This is a genomic window from Halomonas cibimaris (assembly GCF_039537045.1).
GTDB lineage: Bacteria > Pseudomonadota > Gammaproteobacteria > Pseudomonadales > Halomonadaceae > Vreelandella > Vreelandella cibimaris.
The window spans coordinates 14,460-33,212 of record NZ_BAAAZT010000066.1; the positions used below are offsets into that span (position 1 = coordinate 14,460).

Genomic DNA, 18,753 nt, shown 5'->3' on the forward strand with positions numbered 1-18,753 from the left:
GAGCTGTGGACGCGCCCCGGGGCAATCTGCTAACAATAGCGGGCTGTCCGGTTTGTGTATAAAACTTGAGCGGCCCTTTTCCATCGCCGGCGTGCGGCCCTTTCCCGTGAGATATTCGAATGCTTGAAGCTACCGTGAAGAAAATTCTCCAGGCCCGTGTGTACGAGGCGGCCTGCGAGACGCCGATTTCCCCCGCCCCGTTTCTTTCACGCCGCTTTAACAACACGATTTTAATCAAGCGTGAAGATTTACAGCCGGTGCATTCTTTCAAGATTCGCGGCGCCTACAACAAAATGGCCCAGCTGGAACAGGCACAAAAGGCCAGGGGCGTGATCGCCGCCTCGGCCGGCAACCACGCCCAGGGGCTGGCCATGGCGGCAACGCAGATGGGAGTGAAGGCGACCATTGTGATGCCGCGCATTACCCCGGACATCAAGGTCGCGGCGGTGCGCGCCCGGGGGGCCAAGGTCGTGCTCAAGGGCGACGCCTTCAGCGAGGCCGCCGCCCACGCCCAGGCGCTGGTAGAAGAGCACGGCTATACCTATATTCCGCCGTTTGATGACATCGACGTGATTGCCGGACAGGGCACCGTGGCGGTGGAAATACTGCGCCAGCACAGCGGGGCGCTGGACGCCATTTTTGTGCCCGTGGGCGGCGGCGGGCTGATCGCCGGCGTGGCGGCCTACGTGAAGTATCTGCGCCCGGACATCAACGTGATCGGCGTGGAGTCTGAAGACAGCGCCAGCCTCAAGGCCGCGCTGGATGCCGGCGAGCGGGTGACGCTGGATCAGGTCGGCGTGTTTGCCGAAGGCGTGGCCGTAGCACAGATCGGCGAGGTGCCGTTTACCCTGATGCAGCATCTGGTCGATGATGTGATCACCGTCACCGCCGATGAAATGTGCGCCGCGGTCAAGGACATCTTCGAGGATACCCGTGCCGTGTCGGAAACCTCCGGCGCGCTCTCCCTTGCCGGGCTGAAAAAATACGTTCAGCGAACCGGGGCCAAGGGCGAGACGCTGCTGTGTATCAACTCCGGTGCCAATACCAACTTTGACCGCCTCCAGCATATCGCTGAGCGCACCTCGCTTGGCGAGCAGCGCGAGGCGATTCTTGCGGTGACCATTGCCGAAAAGCCCGGCAGTTTCAAAAAATTCTGTCGCACCCTGGGCAAGCGTATGGTCACCGAGTTCAGCTACCGCTACGCCGACGACAGCGATGCGCATATTTTCGTCGGCGTGCAGGTCAAGCCCGGCGGCGATGATCGCCAGGCGGTGATCGAAAAGCTCAAGGAAGCCGGCTATCAGGTGGAAGATCTGACCGACAACGAGCTGGCCAAGGTGCATATCCGCCACCTGAGCGGCGGCCGGCCGAGCGCCAACGTGGCCGAGGCGCTGTATCGCTTCGAGTTTCCCGAGCGTCCCGGGGCGCTGATGCACTTTCTCACCCAGCTGCCCCATGACTGGAACATTTCGCTGTTTCACTATCGCAACCACGGCGCGGCCTACGGCCGAGTGCTGGTGGGCATGCAGGTACCCAACGGCGACAGCGAGCATGTCGAAGAGCACCTGGACGCGATCGGCTATCGCTACTGGCGGGAAAGCGACAACCCGGCCTACCGGTTGTTCATGGCCTGAAAAGCGCCGCCGTTGCCGGAAGTGCGCGGATAAACGGCGGCTTTTTTCATTGTCAGCGTAAAGCCCGGCGGCTTATAGTCACCGGGCCAATAATGAGACGCGTCATCCAAAACGCTGAAGCGGCGTTTTGCTCACCTGACGCGCTATGTTTTCCAGGGGCACGGGGTTTAGGCTTGGTTCCGGCAAAATGAACGGACGCGCGCACCGCCCCGGGCCCGGATTTGTTACTTCGGAGAAGCGGTATGCGTCGTAAAAAGCCGGACATGATCATGGCACTGACGGTGGTATTTGCCCTGGGCGTTCTTGCCACAGGCTATGCGCAGGCGCTGGCAGGCGGCTGAGCGTCGCCGCCGGGGGGCTGATGATCAATACGCGGGCTGTGCCATGGCGGCACAGCCCGTTTTTCTTTTGTCTTTTTTCTTTTGTCTTTTTTCTTTTGTCTTTTTTCTTTTGTCTGCTTCAGCGCCGGGGCGGGCGCACCACGGCGGTGTCGGTGACGATGGCGGTCAGCGCAATATCCCAGGGCTCTACGGGCAGACGGTCAACCTGCTGGCAGGCGTGGGCTGCGCCGATCAGCGTAGGCTTTGGCCCCGGGTGGCGCATAAAAGCCAGGGTGCGATCGTAAAAGCCGCCGCCCATGCCCATGCGGTTGGCGTGCGCATCAAAGCCCACCAGCGGCACGATCAGGGTATCCAGCGCCCAGGCGGGCAGGCGATTGGCGCGGCGGGCGCTAAAGCGCGGGGCGGGCTCGCGGATGCCGAAGCGGTTTTTGATCATGGGCGTGCCCGGGCGATACGCCACAAACCACAGTGAGTTGGCGGAAAAAGGGCGCAGTACGGGCAGGTAAACGTTCACGCCGCGGCGGTAAAGCCAGGGCAGCAGGGGGAGCGGATCAATCTCGCCGCTCACGGGCAGATACAGGCTGATACGGCGTGCGCGCCGCAGTTCCGGCAAGGTTTTCAATCGCTGGCACAGGCCGGCGGCGGCGGTGCGCTGCTGGCGCGGCGTGAGCACGCGGCGGCGGCGCCTGAGCTCGCGGCGCAGGGCGTTCTTGGCCCGTAACGGCGAGGCGGATGCTGCGTCAGGCAGGGGCACGCTGCAGGCCCTGAAGCTGGAATATGGGAAAAGCGGTAGGCAAGGGTTCTCCAGGATGCCGCTGTCGTTGTGGCCCTGAACCTTGTGGTTCAGGTGGGTGGCCGCAGCCAAGCCGTCAGGCTTTCCGTCGCACGGACATGCGCACAGGCTCGACTAGCTTTTGGCCTCCCTGGGTATTACGCATAGGCTCGAGGGACGATAACGACTGGCGCACACCCCAGAGAACGCCTTCATCTTACCAGAGCGCCGGGCCCGGGCCAAAGTCCGGGCGGCGCCTTATTCCTGGCGTTTTTTCAGCGCCTCGTCCAGGCGCTCGTCCAGGCGGGCAAGCTCGGCGTCGCGGTCGCGCTTTTCGTCAAGCGCTTCCAGCAGCTCATGGGTGATATTGAGCGCGGCCATCACCGTGACCCGGTCGTTGCTCAACGCGGTGCTCTGCGACTGAATGCCGTGCATGGCGCGGTCCAGGTAGCGTGCGGCGCGCTCCAGCTTGTCTTCTGTCCCCGCATCGCAGGCAATGGTGTAATACCGCCCCAGCAGGGTGATTTCTGTGGTTGGACGCTTGGCGTCACTCATCCGTTGCTCCAGCGCAGGCCATCGAGGAATCTATGCGTTAACATGCCCGCATGGGCAAGTAAAGCGAGGCGAGGCCCGTGGCGGCGCGGTACCGGCCCGGGCGATAAAAGCGCTTCAACTATAAGAGAGCCTGCGCGCCGGGGTCAACGCGCGGCGCTGTCCGCTCGCTTGCCGTACCCTGTCTTATTCACTGTGCCGTAACGGATGGCCTTTTTATGTCCCTGATTGATGAACGCCAGGAATTTTCCGATATCGCCGATACCTTTCTGCTTCACGGCAGCATGCAGTCGCCGGCGTTTCTCGACGGCCGGCTGTGTGCGCTGCTGGCACTCAAGGACGTCAGCGCCGAGGCCTGGCTGGACGAAGTGTGTTCAAGCCTGGGGATCGAGCAGCCCAAGGATGCGCCGAGCGCCGAGCGCCTGCTGGGCTGGCGCCGGCAAACCCTTGAAGCCCTGGGCGCCGGCGAAATGAACTACGCGCCGCTGCTGCCCGACGAGCTGTTTTCCCTGGCCGAGCAGGCCCAGGGGCTGCAGGAGTGGGCGCTGGGCTTTGTCGAGGTGCTCGATGATACCGTGGACGACGCCCTGCGCCGGCAGTGGTCGGCTGCCCTGCGCGAAGCGCTGGACGATCTGCCGGTGCTGGCCCGTATCGAAACCGACCTCGACGACAGCCCGGAAAACGAAAACGACCTTTTCGCGCTCACCGAGCACGCGCGGATGGCCGCCATGATGCTCTACACCGAGCAGCATCCCGGCCAGCCCCAGGTGGAGCAAAGCGACGCGACGCTGCACTAGCGCTTTTCGCTCGGATCTTTTCCCCCTCACCAATCGGACCTTTTCCCCCTCACCAACCAGGAGCCTTCATGCTACCCGAGTCCATGCCGCGCCCGGCGGCGATTACCCCCGATGCCTACGCCGCGCGCCGTGCCGCGCTCATCGCCCGGCTGCCAGCCACGGCCGCCGTGGTGCTGCCCGGCGCCGGCCTGGTCACCCGCTCCAAGGACAGCGAGTTCGCCTTTCGCCAGAACAGCGATTTCTACTACCTCACCGGCATCGTTGAGCCCGATGCGCTGCTGGTACTGCTGCCCGGCCGCGACGCCGGCGAGACGGTGGTATTCTGCCAGGATCGCGACCCGACGCTTGAAGCCTGGACGGGGCGGCGCTTGGGGGCGGATGGCATGGTGGCCGAACATGGCGTGGACGAGGCGGTGGAAAATGCCGAGCGCGACGAGCGCCTGCACCGGCTGCTCGCCGGGCGCGAGCAGCTGTTTGTGCCCTTTGACGACGACGGCGCCCTGGCGCTGGCCGAGCAGGCCTACGCCGACTCGACCGCCGGCCGTCGAGGGGCGCCACCGGTCAGCGGCTTTCACAACGTCACTCCGCTGATTCATGCCATGCGCCAGCTCAAGACGGCGGATGAAATGGCGCTGATGCGCCACGCCGCCGAGATATCGGCCCGGGCCCACTGCCGGGCCATGCGCGCCAGCCGCCCGGGGCTTTTTGAATACCAGCTGCAGGCCGAGCTGGAGCACGAATTTGTCTGGCAGGGCGGCAGCGGCCCGGCCTACGGCAGCATTGTCGGCGGCGGCGTCAACGCCTGCGTGCTGCACTATGTGGAAAACACCGCGCCGCTCAATGACGGCGACCTGGTGCTGATCGACGCCGGTGCCGAGTTTGCCCTCTACGCCGGCGATATCACCCGCACTTTTCCGGTGAACGGCACCTTCAGCGCCGCCCAGCGCGAGGTTTACGAGGTTGTGCTCACCGCCCAGGAAAACGCCGTGGCGGCGATTCGCCCCGGTGCTACGCTCATTGATATCCATCAAGGCGTGGTCCGCGATTTGACGGCCGGGCTGATTGCGCTGGGGCTTTTGTCCGGCGACGTTGACGAACGCATCGCGGATCACAGCTATCGGCGTTTCTATCTGCATTCCACCTCGCACTGGCTGGGTCTGGACGTGCACGACGTAGGCGAATATCGCCGGCCCGACGGCACGCCGCGCCCGCTGGAAGAAGGCATGGTGCTGACAATAGAGCCCGGGCTGTATATTCCCGCAGACGACGATATCCCCGAGGCCTATCGCGGCATGGGCATCCGCATCGAAGACGATGTGGCCGTCACCGCCGAGGGGCACGAGGTGCTTACCGCCGATGTGCCCAAGCAGGTAGCAGACATCGAGGCGCTGATGGCCAAAAAGTGAGCCGCCATGTCACGGCCGGTTTTTCTTTACGTAATGTACGTTATGAATGGCCGGCCTGTTCCCGCGGTGCCGATTCGCGGACAATACTCATCAGCCGTGTAGAAAACGCCGTTCAGGAGGCAGCCATGCAGACACCCGCGCAACCCCTTACGCACGACGTCGTCATTGTCGGCGGCGGTCTGGTGGGGGCCAGTTTGGGCTGTGCGCTGGCCCCTTTGATCGAACGCCACGGGCTGAAAGTGGCGATTATCGAGGCCGCGCCGCTGCCGGCCGCCGCGCAGCCGGACCAATGGCAGCCCAGTTTCGATGCCCGGGCCAGCGCCATTGCCGCCGGCTCGGCGGAGCGCTTTCACCGGCTGGGGGTGTGGCAGGCCATGCGCCGAGAGGCCGCGCCGATCCGCCGCATCCACATCAGCGAGCGCGGCCGGCTGGGCGTGACGCGGCTGGATGCCGATGATCTCCACGTTGACGCCCTGGGCCATGTGATTGCCAACGCCTGGATGGGCCGGGTGCTGCACGCCCGACTCGCCGAACTGGCGCTCGACTGGCACTGCCCGGCCAAGGTGGCGCACATTGCCCCGACCGAGGCGGGGCATCGGCTGGCGCTTTCGGACGGCAGTACGCTCACCGCCGGACTGACGGTCCTGGCCGACGGCGGCCGCTCCGGGCTAAAAGAGCAGCTGGGCATTGCCAGCCGTGCGGCGGACTACGCGCAGACCGCACTGATTGCCAACGTGGCGGTCAGCGAGCCCCACGGCGGTGTGGCCTACGAGCGCTTTACCGCTGACGGCCCAATTGCGCTGCTGCCGCTGTCGGGCAACGCCATGGAGCTGGTGTGGACGCACCCGGCCGGCGAAGAAAAGGCGCGCATGGCACTGTCCGACGGCGACTTTCTCGCCGCGCTGCAGCGCGCGTTCGGCGATCGCGCCGGGCGCTTTACTCGGGTGGGCAAGCGCTACGCCTATCCGCTATCGCTGGTGACCGCGGAAGAGACCGTGCGCCCGGGGCTTGCGGTGCTGGGCAACGCCGCCCACGCGCTGCACCCGGTGGCCGGGCAGGGGTTTAACCTGGCGCTGCGCGGGGTGGTGGATCTGGTGGACACGCTGGCCGAGCATCTGGCGGCGGGCGGTGCAGCCGGTGATATGGCCGCGCTGAGCGCTTTTGACCGCAAGCGCGCCCGGGACCGGCGCGACGTGGTGCGCTTCAGCGACGGGCTGATCCGCCTGTTCGGCGCGCGGCTGCCGCTGCTGCCGTCGCTGCGTGCGGCGGGCCTGGCGGGCCTTAATCTGGCCGGGCCGCTGCGCCGCGATGTGGCCCGGCGGGCCATGGGGCTGGAGCGCTGACGTTCACCCGCGCCCGGCCGCGGGCGTTTTGTTGACAAGGCAAGGGGAGCACGATGACCAAGACAGCCAAGGCGGCAAAAACGCCGGCGACGACGTTCGATGCCCTGATTGTGGGCAACGGCATGGTAGGCACGGCGCTTTGTGCGCTGCTGGCGGATGCCGGCATGCAGGTTGGGCTGGTCGAGGCGCAGCCCCGGCCGCTTGCGCTGGATACGCTCGGCGAGGCGCCGGCGCCCCGGGTCAGCGCGCTGTCGCCGGTTTCCGTGCGCCTGCTAAAGCATCTGGGCGCCTGGCCGCTGATGGCGGAAAAGCGCGTGACGGCGTATCGCTACATGCGCGTGTGGGACACCGAAGGCAGCGGGGATATCGCCTTCAGCGCCGATGAGGCCGGGGTGGCCGCGCTGGGCTACATCGTGGAAAACAGCCTGACCACCGCGGCGCTGAATGCCCGGGTGCTGGACCATCCCGGGGTGACGACGTTTTTCGGCCAGCGGGTTACCGCACTGCAGACCACCGCCACCGGGCGCTGGCTGAAGCTGGAAGACGGCACCACGCTGGGCGCGCCGCTGGTGGTTGCCGCCGACGGCGCGCGCTCGGTGCTGCGCGATATGGCGGAAATCGACGTAGCCGAAGACGACATGCACCAGCACGCCGTGGTGACCACGGTACGCTGCGAGCGCCCTCACGGGGCGACGGCGCGCCAGGCGTTCGTTGCCGGCCAGCCGCTGGCGTTTTTGCCGCTGACGGTGGCCGGCGACGAGCGCTACTGCTCGGTTGTCTGGTCGGTGGCGCCCGAGCGCGCCGAGGCGCTTAAGGCGATGACGCCCGAAGCGCTGGGCGAGGCGCTGGGCCGTGCCCTTGAACACCGCCTGGGAGCGGTGGAGGTATGCGACAGGGCGTATGCGTTTCCGCTGGTGCAGCGCCATGCCCGGCGCTATACGGCGCCGCACTTTGCGCTGGTGGGCGACGCGGCGCACAGCATTCACCCGCTGGCGGGGCAGGGCGTCAACCTGGGGCTGATGGACGCCGCCGTGCTGGCCGAAGAAGTCATCGCGGCCTTTCAGCGCGGCGCGCCCTGGGGCGATGCGCGCCGGCTCAAGCGTTTCGAGCGCCGCCGCCGGGGAGACAACGCCGCCGTACTGGCGCTGATGAAAGGCTTCAAGACGCTGTTTGGCGTAGAGCACCCCGGCGTGCTGCTGGCGCGCAATATGGGCATGAACGGGCTTGACCGGCTGGTACCGCTCAAGCGCGCGATGATGCGCCAGGCGACCGGGGAGCGCGGCCGCCTGCCCGAAAGCTGCCGCTAGCGCCGGCGGCGGTCCACCACGTTGAGCGCCTTGAGCAGGTTGAGCGCCTCGCTCAGCTGGTAGTCGTCGCGCAGGCGTGCAGCGCTTGACGCGTCGCGGGCTGCGCTTTTGCCCGTGGCGTTCAGGTGGCCTTCAAGGTCGGATTCGCGCAGTTCAAAGCGGCTGTCGGCGACTTCCAGCCGCCCGCGCACGACCTTGATGTCAGGTTCGATGCCCTGGGCCTGAATCGAGCGGCCGTCCGGGGTGTAGTACAGCGCAGTGGTGAGCTTGAGGGCTTCGCGTTCGCCCAGCGGCATGACCTGCTGTACCGAACCCTTGCCAAAGCTTTCCGTACCCATGATGACGCCGCGGCCCTGGTCCTGCAGCGCGCCGGCGACGATTTCCGCCGCCGAGGCGCTGCCGCCGTTGACCAGCACCACCAGTGCTACGTCGCCGGCGGGGGTAGCGGGCGTAGCGGAAAACGACATCTGGCTGTTGGCCAGACGGCCTTCGGTGTAGACCACGCGCCCGCTGTCAAGGAACAGATCGGCGATATCCACCGCGGCCTGGAGCACCCCGCCGGGGTTATTGCGCAGGTCCAGCACCAGGCCGTTGAGCGCGCCGCCGTCGCTTTGTGCCTGCATGTCGGTGAGGGCGGCGAGGGCCTGCTCGGCGGTGCGCGTCTGGAACTGGCTGATGCGCAGGTAGCCGTAGCCCGGCGCCAGCATGTCGTGTTTGACGCTTTCCGTCTGGATGTTTTCGCGGGTCAGGGTCAACGTGCGCGGGCTGTCTTCGCCCTGGCGCAGCACGGTGATATCCAGCTCGCTGCCCGGCTCGCCGCGCATCAGGTTGACCGCTTCGTGCAGGGACAGGCCCTCGGTGGAGGTGCCGTCGATACGCACGATGACATCGCGCGAGGCAAGCCCTGCCCGGGAAGCCGGCGTATCGTCGATAGGCGTTACCACCGTGATCCGGTCGTCTTTCATGCCGACTTCGATGCCGATGCCGCCAAACGCCCCTTCGGTGCTTTCGCGCAGGCTGTCGTACTGCTCTTCGTCGAGATAGCTTGAATGCGGGTCCAGCTCGTTGAGCATGCCGCGCATGGCATTGCGCATCAGGGTGCGGTCGTTGATGTCTTCGACGTAGGCGCGCTTGATGTGCTCAAACACCTCGGCAAAGGTCTGGATATCTTCCAGCGGCAGGGCGTTTTCCGCGTCATCGGTGTCCGGCGCCGCGGCGGCCGTGCCCGGCAGGGCCCACATGGCCAGTAGCATGACGGCCAGCGGGTACCGGACGGCGGGCAATAAAGGGGTGGCAAATGGCATGGGGGCTCCGCGAGGCGTGGGCGGCAGGGGCCGCCGAAAAAAGCGTCAGTGGCGCCAGCTTATCCTTTCAGCGGCGTGCAAGCCAACGCCCGGGGTCGATGGGTTCGCCGCCGCGGCGCACTTCAAAATACAGCGCCGCTCGGGGCTGGCCGCCGGTATTGCCCACGCGTCCGATAACGTCGCCTTCGGCCACTCGCGTGCCGGGCGAGCGCTCGAAGCGCTGCAGGTGAGCGTAAAGCGTCATCAGGTGGTCGCCGTGGTCAACGATCAACAGGTTGCCAAAGCCGCGCAGCCAGCCGGCAAATGCCACGCGCCCGGCGTGCACGGCCTTGACCGGGGTGCCGGCGCCGGCCTTGATGACAATGCCGTTGCGGTGCACGCCCTGGCGGCTTTCAAAGCCGGCGCTGAGTTGGCCTGCCGTAGGCCAGGGCAGATCGCCCCGGGTTTGGGCCATCTGCGTGCTGGGGGCGGGGCTTGATAGCCGGGCCATCTGCTCGCGGATCTGGCGCAGGCGCGCCTCGGCGGCTTCGCGATCGCCCTTGAGCCGGGCCAGGTGGTGGCTTTGGCTTTCTTCGCGCTCGCCGATGTCGGCCAGCAGCGTGCGGCGTTGGGCGGTGCGCTGGGCAAGGGTCGCGCTTTTTTCTTTCAGCTCGGCGTTGGCCGCCTCCAGGCGCTTTCGGCGCTCGGCCAGCTCGGCGGCGTTGTCGGCAAGCGCTTTGTCCAGCCGGGCGATGTCGGCGAGGCGTTTTTTTCTCGCCCGGCTCAGGCGGTTGAGGTAGGCCTGCATGCGGTCAATCTTGGCCGGGTCGCCCTGGTTGAGCAGCAGCTTCAGCTGCGGGGCATCGCCCAGCCGGTACAGCGCGGCCAGCTGCTCGCCCAGCGCTTCCATCTGCGCTTGGCGGGTCGCTTCCAGACGAGATCGGCGCTTTTTCAGCGCCCGGCTTTCTTTGCCGAGCCGGCGGCGCTTGGCCTGCACTTCATCCAGCCGGGCGTGAAGCTCGGCCAGCGCCTCTTCTACCTCGCGCAGCGCGTTCTGGGCGTCGCTGCGCGCCTTGGCGGTGGCTTCAAGACGCTGTGACGCTGTTCGGATTTCTTCGCCCAGGGCGTCGAGCTTTTCCCGGGCGGCGGTGGCGTCGGGGCGCGCCTGCGCCTGGCCCTGCACCGCCGGGGGCATACAGGCCAGCAACGCCAGCGCGCCGCCGGCCCAGCGTCGCAGCCTTGGCCTGCGGCGCAATTCAGCGCAGCCGAATCAGTGGCTTGCCGGTCATCGCGGCGGGAATTTTCTGATCCATCAGGGTCAAAAGCGTAGGCGCCAGATCGCACAGCCGCCCGTCTTCGAGCTCGCCCTGGCGCGTGCCGACGTAGACCAGCGGCACCGGGAAGGTGGTGTGGGCGGTCTGGGGCGCGCCGGTGACCGGGTGCACCATCTGCTCGGCGTTGCCGTGGTCGGCGGTGATCAGGCAGGCGCCGCCGGCGCGCTCAATGGCCTCGACCACGCGGCCCACGCACTGATCGACGGTTTCAATGGCCTTGACCGCTGCGTGATAGTCGCCGGTGTGGCCGACCATGTCGCCGTTGGCGTAGTTGCAGATGATCAGGTCAAAGGCGTCGTCGTCGATGGCGCCAATCAGGCTGTCGGTGACGGCAAAGGCGCTCATTTCCGGCTTTTCGTCGTAGGTGCGCACGTCCTGGGGCGAGGGCTGCAAAATGCGCGTTTCGCCGTCGAAGGCTTCTTCGCGGCCGCCGGAGAAGAAAAACGTTACGTGGGGGTATTTTTCCGTCTCGGCGATGCGCAGCTGCTTGAGCCCGCGCCGGGAGACGACCTCACCCAGGGTGTCGGACAGGTGATCCGGGGGAAAGGCGATCGGGGCGGGGATGTCGTCGGCGTACTCGGTCATCATTACCAGGCCTTCGCCGGCGAGCACCGGGCGCGAGGTGCGCGCAAAGCCGTCAAAGTCGGGTTCGGCAAAGGCCCGCGCCAGCTCCCGGGCGCGGTCGGCGCGGAAGTTGGCAAAGATTGCCGCGTCGCCGTCTTCGATCACTAGCGGCTCCCCGGCAATGCGTACGCTGGTAGCGGAGACGAACTCGTCGGTTTCTCCCCGGGCATAGGCGTCGCGCAGGGCGGTTTCGGCGCTGACGGCGGTAAAGTCGGCGCGGCCTTCGGTCAAAAGCTCATAGGCCTGGGCCACGCGCTCCCAACGGTTGTCGCGGTCCAGCGCGTAGAAGCGCCCGATGACCGAGGCGATAAAGCCGTTGTCCGGGCCGACCAGTTCGGCGAGCCGGGCGTTGGTGCGCTCAAGCGAGGCCATGGCACTCTGGGGGGCCACGTCGCGGCCGTCGAGGAAGGCGTGCATGTAGATGCGCCGGGCCCCGCGGCGGGCGGCAAGCTCGGCAAGCGCAATGATGTGGTCTTCGTGGCTGTGCACGCCGCCGGGGGACAAAAGGCCCATAAGATGAACGGCTCGGCCGTGCTCCACGGCGTCGTCGATGGGGGTGGTCAGCGCGGCGTTGAGGTCAAGATCGCCGTTTTCCACGGCCTGGGTGATCCGGGTAAAATCCTGAAACACGATGCGCCCGGCGCCCAGGTTCATGTGGCCGACCTCGGAGTTGCCCATCTGGCCGTCGGGCAGCCCGACGTGGTGGCCGTCGGTATGGACGAAGGCCCGGGGACGATCGGCCCATAGCCGATCCATGTTGGGGGTATGCGCCCCGGCAATGGCGTTGTGGCGGCTGTCCGGGTTATGGCCGTAGCCGTCGAGGATGATCAGCGCCACCGGGCGCGGCGTGCGGGGAGTGTCCATGAAAACCTCTCGTCATTGGGCCAGGCGCCGGTGTGGCGCAGCGTCGGGGCGAATGCCAGTCGTTCGCACTATAACGCAGGCGGGCGGCTGTCGTCATGGCGGGGCCTGCTCGCAGCCGTTCGGGGCGTGTATACTGGGGCGCTTGACGACAGCCCGCGCTGCCGGCTGTCGTATTGCCGTGTATTGTTGACCCACTATTGAACAAGAGATTGAGCGCGCGATGCCCGAGATAATCGAACGGTTGCTGGAGTTTGCCCAAAACCATCTGCTGCTGGTGGGGGGCTTTTTTGCCGTACTGCTCGCCTGGCTGGCGTATGAAGCCCGTCGCGCGGCAAGCAACGGGGTGACGCCGGGCGAGGCCACGCAGCTGATCAACCGCGAAGACGCCGTGGTGCTGGATATCCGCGAAGACAAAGAGTTTCGCGCCGGCCATATCGCCGGTGCCCGGCATATTCCCCAGAGCAAGCTGGATGAGCGCATAAATGAGCTGGACAAGGCCAAGAGCAAGCCGGTCATTGTCGTCTGCAAGCACGGCCAGAGCTCGGGCGTGGCTCAGGCCAAGCTGGCCAAGGCCGGCTTTGAGCGCGCGCTGAAGCTGAGCGGCGGCATGGCCCAGTGGCAGGCCGACGGCTTGCCGGTAGTCAAAAAATAAGCGCATCGGCGCCGGCGTGGCCGGCACGAGCTTCGTAGATCGACCCTTTCAGGAGTTTCACATGGCGGAAGACACCACCCCCCAGCAGGCCGGCGCGGCGGACGACAGCAAGCCCAAGCTTACGTTTTCGCTGCAGCGTATTTACGTCAAGGATATTTCGTTTGAAGCGCCCAACTCGCCCGAGGTGTTCAAACAGCCGTTCAAGCCCAAGGTCAATCTGGACCTGAACACCTCCAGCAAGCAAACCGACGATGACCAGTACGAAGTCACCGTCAAGGTCACCGCTCAGGTCAACGACAGCGAAAGCGGTACCACCTCGTTTCTGGTGGAAGTCGAGCAGGCCGGTTTGTTCCGCATTGGCGGCATTGAAGGCGAGCAGCTGGACCAGACCCTGGGCGCGTTCTGCCCCAACCTGCTGTTCCCCTACGCCCGCGAGTGCGTGGACAGCCTGGTCAACCGCGGCGGCTTCCCGCCGCTGATGCTGGCGCCGGTCAATTTTGACGCCATGTACGCCCAGCGCAAACAGCGCGAAGCCCAGGCGCAAAGCGCCGAGTAAGCCGTGCAGGCCGCCGACTGGTACGCCGCCCACGGCAAGATGCCGCGCCTTTACGTGCCGGCAACGTTTGAACCGGGCGGTAACGTTACGCTGCCTGACGGCCCGGCGCGCCATCTAACGCGGGTGCTGCGCCTGGGCCCGGGTGCGCCGCTGGTGGTGTTCGACGGCAACGGCCGCGAGGCCGGCGTGCGCCTGGCAGACGTGACGCGCAAGCAGGCCACGGTGGTCGTGGAGGCCGTATGGCCCGGGGCGGGGGAGTCGCCGCTGGCGGTGCATCTGGGCCAGGCGATCTCCAAGGGAGAGCGCATGGACTACGCCATCCAGAAAGCCGTGGAGCTGGGCGTGGCGGCGATCACCCCGCTGTATACCCGCCGCGGCGATGTGCGCTTGAAAGGCGAGCGCGAAGCCAAAAAGCTCGCCCACTGGCAAGCCGTGGCCGCCAGCGCCTGCGAGCAGTGCGGGCGGGCGACGCTGCCGCCGGTGCATCCGCCGCAAACCCTTGAGGCATGGCTTAACGCGCGCGACGAGCCGCTGCGGCTGATGCTGCATCCGGCCACCCACAGCGGGCTGGACGCGGCGGACGCGCCCGCCGCGGCGGCGCTGCTGATCGGCCCGGAAGGCGGCCTGGCCCCAGACGACGTGGCGGCCGCCGAGGCCGCGGCGTTTACCCCGCTGACCCTGGGCCCGCGTATCCTGCGTACCGAAACCGCGCCCGTGGCTGCGCTTACGCTTTTGCAGTACCGCTTCGGCGATCTTTGAGAAGGACGTTTTTGCTATGCCCAACGAGACTTCCGGCCCCTCTTATAGCGCGACAGATACCGTCGCCCGCATGGGTGAGGTGGCCTACCTGCCGGTGGTAACGGTAAACGATACCGGCGCATTTCTGCGCTGGGGGCAGCCCAAGGACGTGCTGCTGCCGTTTAGCGAGCAGCTGTTCCGCCCGGACCCGGGCAAGCGCGTGCTGGTCATGCTTTACGAAGACGACCGGGGGCGGCCGGTGGCGTCCATGCGCCTGGAGCGTTTTTTGAGCGACGACGCCTGGGCGCTGGAAAGCGGCGAGGCGGTCACGCTGGTTGTCGCCGAGCGTACCGACCTGGGCATGAAGGTCGTGGTCAACCACCGCTACTGGGGACTGATTTACGCCGACGACATCAGCCAGCCCCTGCGCCGCGGGCAGACGCTTGGCGGGTTCGTCAAGCAGCGCCGGGACGACGGCCGGCTGGATATCTCCCTGCTGCCGCCGGGCAGCGCACGCCTTGACGTGGTGGGCGAGAAGGTTCTCAAGGCCCTGCGCGAAAGCGGCGGCTACCTGCCGCTGGGCGATAAAAGCGCCGCGGCGGACATCAAAGCGCGGCTGGGGGTGAGCAAAAGCGCCTACAAGCAGGCCACCGGCCGGCTGTACAAGCGCCAGCTGATCACCCTTGAGCCCCATGCCGTGCGCCTGGTGCCCGGCGCGCTGGACTGATGCCCTCTGCTTGGTGCCGCGCGCGGCGTCAGGCATACTGCAGGGCTGTCATATACCCACGGGCGCGCCGGCCCGGTGCGCTCTATTTCGAATGGTTGTTGCGATGAGCCAGTCAAATCTGCATCTGGGCGTGGTGATGGATCCCATCGCCGATATTGCCTATACAAAAGATACCACCATGGCCATGCTGTGGGCCGCCCAGGATCGGGGCTATACGCTGCACTACATGGAACAGGAAGACCTGTTTCTCAACGCCGGCCAGGCCTACGCCCGCATGCGCCCGCTGACGGTACACCGCGACCCCGATCACTGGTATGACCTGGGCGAAGCCGACTCCCGGCCGCTTTCCGAGCTCGACGTCATCCTCATGCGCAAAGACCCGCCTGTTGACGCCGATTTTACCCATGCGGTGCATCTGCTGGGGTTTGCCGAGCGCGAAGGCGTGCTGGTCGTCAATCCGACCCGGGCGCTTTTGACCTGCAACGAAAAGCTTTTTGCCCAGCAGTTTCCCCAGTGCTGCGCACCCACGCTGGTGTCCGCCCGGGACAACGTGCTGCGCGCGTTTCACGCCGAGCATGGCGATGTGATCTTCAAGCCGCTTGACGGCATGGGCGGCAGCGGTATTTTTCACATCGGCCCGGACGGGCGCAATCTCGGCGCGGTGATTGAGCAGCTGACGCTGGGCGGTACGCGCCAGGTCATGGTGCAGCGCTACCTGCCGGCCATCAAGGAAGGTGACACCCGCATCTTGCTCATCGACGGCGAGCCGGTGCCTTACGGTTTGGCCCGGGTGCCGCTGGCCGGGGAAACGCGCGGCAACCTGGCGGCCGGCGGGCGCGGAGAAAGCCGTGAGCTCACCGAACGCCAGCAATGGCTGGTCGAGCAGGTGCGGCCAACGCTTGACGCGCTTGGGCTGCTGTTTGTCGGGCTCGACGTTATCGGTGATTCGATTACCGAAATCAACGTCACCAGCCCCACCTGCGTGCGTGAGATTGACGACCAGCGCGGCACGCGTATCGCCGACCAGCTGCTCGACGCGGTCGCGCGTCGCCTGAGTGCGCCACGCTAACGGCGTGCCCCATCATTACATGGTCATTGATAATTCAGCCGCCGGCGAATCGCCGGCGGCGCTAGGAGGCGCATGCAACGCTTAACGCAAAATCTGAAAAATCATTTCCTGCTGGCCATGCCGCACATGGACGAGACCCACTTTGCCGGGAGCCTGATCTATCTTTGTGACCACGACGACAACGGCAGCATGGGAGTGATTGTCAACCAGCCGCTGGAAATCACCCTTGATGCGCTGTTCGAGCAGCTGGAGCTTGGCGGCAGCCAAAGCCTGCACCGCAATGCGCCGGTGTATTATGGCGGCCCCATGCACAAGGATCGCGGCTTTATTCTGCACCGTGGCCAAAGCAGCGACTGGGATTCCAGCGTGCAGGTAACCGACGAAATTGCACTGACCACGTCGATGGATATGCTACAGGCGCTGGCCAACAATGAAGGGCCCGAACGCTTCGTCGTCTGTTTGGGCTGCTCCGGCTGGGATGTGGGCCAGCTGGAAGATGAGATCAAGGAAAACGCCTGGCTGATCGTTGAAGGAGCGTCACACGTGCTGTTCGAAACGCCGCCGGCCGAGCGCCTCAGCACCGCGGCGGGTATTCTCGGCGTGGATTTAAACCTGATGACGCCTGACGCCGGGCACGCCTGATGGCCGCAGAAGGGCAGCGGCTGGTGCTGGCATTTGACTTTGGTGCCCGGCGCATTGGCGTGGCGGTGGGCAATGAAATGCTGCACAGCGCCCGGGAGCTTGAGCCGCTCACCGCCCGGGACGGCATTCCCGACTGGAATGTTGTAACCCGGCTTTTGGAGGAATGGCAGCCGGACGTGCTGGTGGTGGGGTTGCCGCTGCACATGGACGGCAGCGAGTCCGAAATGAGCCTGCGGGCGCGCAAATTCGGCAATCGACTGCACGGGCGCTACGGCAAGCCCTGCCACATGGTCGACGAGCGCGGCTCTACCCGGGAGGCCAAGCAGATTGCCCGTGAAGCCGGCCACAGGGGCAACTACCGTGCCGAGAGCGTTGACGGCATTGCCGCGGTGCTGATTTTGGAAGGCTGGTTTGCCCACCGGGAAGGCTTGCCCGGCGGCCGCGCCGGCGACTCAACCCGGCCACAGCGAGGCGGTACGTAACCCCGCCTCAAGGCTATTCACTCGTCTAGCGTGCCCAGCCGCTTGGGGACAAACCAGCGCACCGGGCGCAGGTCCTTTTCAATCAACTCTTCTACCTGCAGCAGCGTGGCAAATATCGCCATGCGCATCGGAATGCCGTTGTCGGTCTGGCGAAAAATGGCCAGCCTGGGATCGCCGTTCAAGTCCACATCTAGATCGTTGACGCCGGGGCGGCTGTCCCGAGGCAGCGGGTGCATGACGATGGTATCCGGCGTGCAGCGCGCGTCCATAAAGCGTTTGTTAACCACGAATTCGTGAGAAACGCCGGCAAAGGATTCGCTCATTTCACTGGTAAAACGCTCTTTCTGAATGCGCGTGGTGTAGACCACGTCCAGGTCGCTGAAGTCGCAGGCCAGGCTGTCGCGCAGCTCGATACGGTGGCCGCGGGAAGCCACCAGCTCCACCAGTGCCGAGGGCATATCCAGCCCCGGCGGCGACACCAGGGTGATGCGCATGGGCGGGTACAGCGATAAAAGCTTGATCAGCGAGTGCACCGTGCGCCCGTGAAGCAAATCCCCCGTTAATAGAATATGCGCGCCGGCAAGCGTTTTGCCCCGCTGGGCGAACTCTTTATCGATGGTGTAAAGGTCCAGCAGTGCCTGACTGGGGTGTTCGCCCGGGCCGTCGCCGCCGTTGATGACCGGCACGTTGGTGGCGCTGGCAAACTCGGCCACCGAGCCTTGCTCGGGGTGGCGCATGACGATGGCGTCGCAGTAGCCGCTCATGACGCGGCTGGTGTCGTACAGCGATTCACCCTTGGCCATGGATGAAAAGGTAAAGCCGGTGGTATCGCATACGCTGCCGCCCAGGCGGCAAAACGCAGCGTTAAAGCTCACCCGAGTGCGGGTGCTGGCTTCGAAAAACAGGTTACCCAGCACCGCGCCTTCCAGCACTCGGGTTACCTGGCGGCGGCTGGCAATGGGCTCCATGCGGCCGGCCACATGCAGCAAGTGGTCAACGTGATCACGGTCCAGCGAGTCGACGGAAAGCAGGTGTGGGTTCATCAAATGGGCTCCCTGAGGCAGGCAAATGGCAGCCTTGGCAAGGCTGGCAGGCAGTTATGGGTAAGCGGTGCGTCCAGTTTACTCGTTAGCAGCGCCGGTTCCGATATGCTTTTTGGCGTCGAAAGGCGGCGCCAATAATTTATTTCCCGCCATCCCTTGCCAAACGCTGCCTCAGCCCGTAGAGTACGCATCCGCTGCAGACGACGCCAAGCGTTGCCCGCGGTGAAAGGCCCAAAAAAGGCCTTGGGTGTCAACAGGTTACGCGGTTTATGACATCGCAGTTGACAACCACTTCAAGGCGTGTAGAATACGCCTTCCTCGCAGCAGAGACGGCAAGTCATCGCCGCTTTGCAGGCTAACATAACGGCCTTGCGAGATGCTCTTTAACAAGTTGATCAGGTAATTCATGTGGGCGCTTGCCTGAGTGGGTGACAAATCACCTATTATCAAGACAAGTGTCTCGTCAAAACCTTCGGGTTTTATTTGAGACGTTTGAAACCTTGAGCCAAGTTTGGTGCAGCTTATGCACTATATGATTTTAAACTGAAGAGTTTGATCATGGCTCAGATTGAACGCTGGCGGCAGGC

18 protein-coding genes and 1 other RNA gene are annotated in these 18,753 nt (G+C 65.3%); 12 read left to right on the forward strand and 7 right to left on the reverse strand.

From position 1 onward, the window contains the following. The first annotated feature begins 119 nt into the window (after positions 1-119). Positions 120-1,634, forward strand: a complete 1,515-nt coding sequence (gene ilvA / locus ABD654_RS07165) for a threonine ammonia-lyase, biosynthetic (protein WP_344703707.1) — start codon at positions 120-122, stop codon at positions 1,632-1,634. Positions 1,635-2,093: 459 nt separating this feature from the next. On the opposite strand, the gene ABD654_RS07170 is transcribed toward ilvA, so the two are convergent. The 3 genes from ABD654_RS07170 to ABD654_RS07180 form a co-directional block, all read right to left on the reverse strand. After that, positions 2,094-2,729, reverse strand: coding sequence for a 5-formyltetrahydrofolate cyclo-ligase (locus tag ABD654_RS07170; protein WP_344703709.1), 636 nt, complete (start codon positions 2,727-2,729; stop codon positions 2,094-2,096). 43 nt (positions 2,730-2,772) lie between these two features. After that, positions 2,773-2,956: non-coding RNA, 6S RNA (gene ssrS, locus ABD654_RS07175), on the reverse strand. 49 nt (positions 2,957-3,005) lie between these two features. After that, complete coding sequence (locus tag ABD654_RS07180; protein ID WP_344703711.1) at positions 3,006-3,302, reverse strand: cell division protein ZapA; 297 nt, start codon at positions 3,300-3,302, stop codon at positions 3,006-3,008. A gap of 215 nt (positions 3,303-3,517) precedes the next feature. On the opposite strand from ABD654_RS07180, the gene ABD654_RS07185 reads away from it, so the two are divergent. The 4 genes from ABD654_RS07185 to ABD654_RS07200 all read left to right on the forward strand — a co-directional run bounded on the left by ABD654_RS07185 (position 3,518) and on the right by ABD654_RS07200 (position 8,152). Continuing rightward, positions 3,518-4,096 (forward strand): UPF0149 family protein, encoded by a 579-nt coding sequence (locus ABD654_RS07185; protein WP_344703713.1) that lies wholly within the window; start codon positions 3,518-3,520, stop codon positions 4,094-4,096. A gap of 68 nt (positions 4,097-4,164) precedes the next feature. Continuing rightward, on the forward strand, positions 4,165-5,502 hold the full coding sequence (gene pepP / locus ABD654_RS07190) for a Xaa-Pro aminopeptidase (RefSeq protein WP_344703715.1): 1,338 nt from the start codon (positions 4,165-4,167) through the stop codon (positions 5,500-5,502). 125 nt (positions 5,503-5,627) lie between these two features. Beyond that, positions 5,628-6,845 (forward strand): 2-octaprenyl-6-methoxyphenyl hydroxylase, encoded by a 1,218-nt coding sequence (ubiH, locus tag ABD654_RS07195; RefSeq protein ID WP_344703717.1) that lies wholly within the window; start codon positions 5,628-5,630, stop codon positions 6,843-6,845. A 53-nt stretch (positions 6,846-6,898) separates the two neighbouring features. Beyond that, positions 6,899-8,152 (forward strand): UbiH/UbiF/VisC/COQ6 family ubiquinone biosynthesis hydroxylase, encoded by a 1,254-nt coding sequence (locus tag ABD654_RS07200; RefSeq protein WP_344703719.1) that lies wholly within the window; start codon positions 6,899-6,901, stop codon positions 8,150-8,152. Here the strand turns inward: ABD654_RS07200 and ABD654_RS07205 are convergent. The 3 genes from ABD654_RS07205 to gpmI all read right to left on the reverse strand — a co-directional run bounded on the left by ABD654_RS07205 (position 8,149) and on the right by gpmI (position 12,257). Next, positions 8,149-9,393 carry a S41 family peptidase gene (locus tag ABD654_RS07205; protein ID WP_344703737.1) on the reverse strand — a complete coding sequence of 415 codons (1,245 nt, stop codon included), beginning with the start codon at positions 9,391-9,393 and terminating at the stop codon, positions 8,149-8,151. The two genes, ABD654_RS07200 and ABD654_RS07205, sit on opposite strands and share 4 nt — an antisense overlap. Before the next feature lie 130 nt (positions 9,394-9,523). Beyond that, on the reverse strand, positions 9,524-10,630 hold the full coding sequence (locus ABD654_RS07210; RefSeq protein WP_344703721.1) for a murein hydrolase activator EnvC family protein: 1,107 nt from the start codon (positions 10,628-10,630) through the stop codon (positions 9,524-9,526). 61 nt (positions 10,631-10,691) lie between these two features. Further along, positions 10,692-12,257: a 2,3-bisphosphoglycerate-independent phosphoglycerate mutase gene (gene gpmI, locus ABD654_RS07215; protein WP_344703723.1), complete on the reverse strand. Its 1,566-nt coding sequence runs from the start codon at positions 12,255-12,257 to the stop codon at positions 10,692-10,694. Between the two features lie 229 nt (positions 12,258-12,486). Here gpmI and ABD654_RS07220 point away from each other — a divergent pair, with 229 nt between their 5' ends. The 7 genes from ABD654_RS07220 (at position 12,487) to ruvX (ending at position 17,123) form a co-directional block, all read left to right on the forward strand. Continuing rightward, positions 12,487-12,909, forward strand: coding sequence for a rhodanese-like domain-containing protein (locus ABD654_RS07220; protein ID WP_344703739.1), 423 nt, complete (start codon positions 12,487-12,489; stop codon positions 12,907-12,909). A gap of 61 nt (positions 12,910-12,970) precedes the next feature. After that, entirely contained in the window at positions 12,971-13,465 is a 495-nt protein-coding gene (secB, locus tag ABD654_RS07225) for a protein-export chaperone SecB (protein WP_344703725.1), read from the forward strand. Positions 13,466-13,504: 39 nt separating this feature from the next. Further along, positions 13,505-14,224, forward strand: coding sequence for a 16S rRNA (uracil(1498)-N(3))-methyltransferase (locus tag ABD654_RS07230; RefSeq protein ID WP_344703741.1), 720 nt, complete (start codon positions 13,505-13,507; stop codon positions 14,222-14,224). Positions 14,225-14,240: 16 nt separating this feature from the next. Further along, positions 14,241-14,930 (forward strand): CvfB family protein, encoded by a 690-nt coding sequence (locus ABD654_RS07235; RefSeq protein WP_344703727.1) that lies wholly within the window; start codon positions 14,241-14,243, stop codon positions 14,928-14,930. A 103-nt stretch (positions 14,931-15,033) separates the two neighbouring features. Beyond that, entirely contained in the window at positions 15,034-15,999 is a 966-nt protein-coding gene (gshB, locus tag ABD654_RS07240) for a glutathione synthase (RefSeq protein WP_344703729.1), read from the forward strand. A gap of 72 nt (positions 16,000-16,071) precedes the next feature. After that, positions 16,072-16,641, forward strand: coding sequence for a YqgE/AlgH family protein (locus tag ABD654_RS07245; RefSeq protein ID WP_344703731.1), 570 nt, complete (start codon positions 16,072-16,074; stop codon positions 16,639-16,641). Beyond that, entirely contained in the window at positions 16,641-17,123 is a 483-nt protein-coding gene (gene ruvX / locus ABD654_RS07250) for a Holliday junction resolvase RuvX (RefSeq protein ID WP_344703733.1), read from the forward strand. The genes ABD654_RS07245 and ruvX overlap by 1 nt, the downstream gene beginning before the upstream one ends. A gap of 17 nt (positions 17,124-17,140) precedes the next feature. Here the strand turns inward: ruvX and pyrB are convergent, their stop codons facing one another. Further along, a complete protein-coding gene (pyrB, locus tag ABD654_RS07255) occupies positions 17,141-18,166 on the reverse strand; it encodes an aspartate carbamoyltransferase (protein ID WP_344703735.1) in 1,026 nt (341 codons plus the stop codon). Positions 18,167-18,753 lie beyond the last annotated feature (587 nt).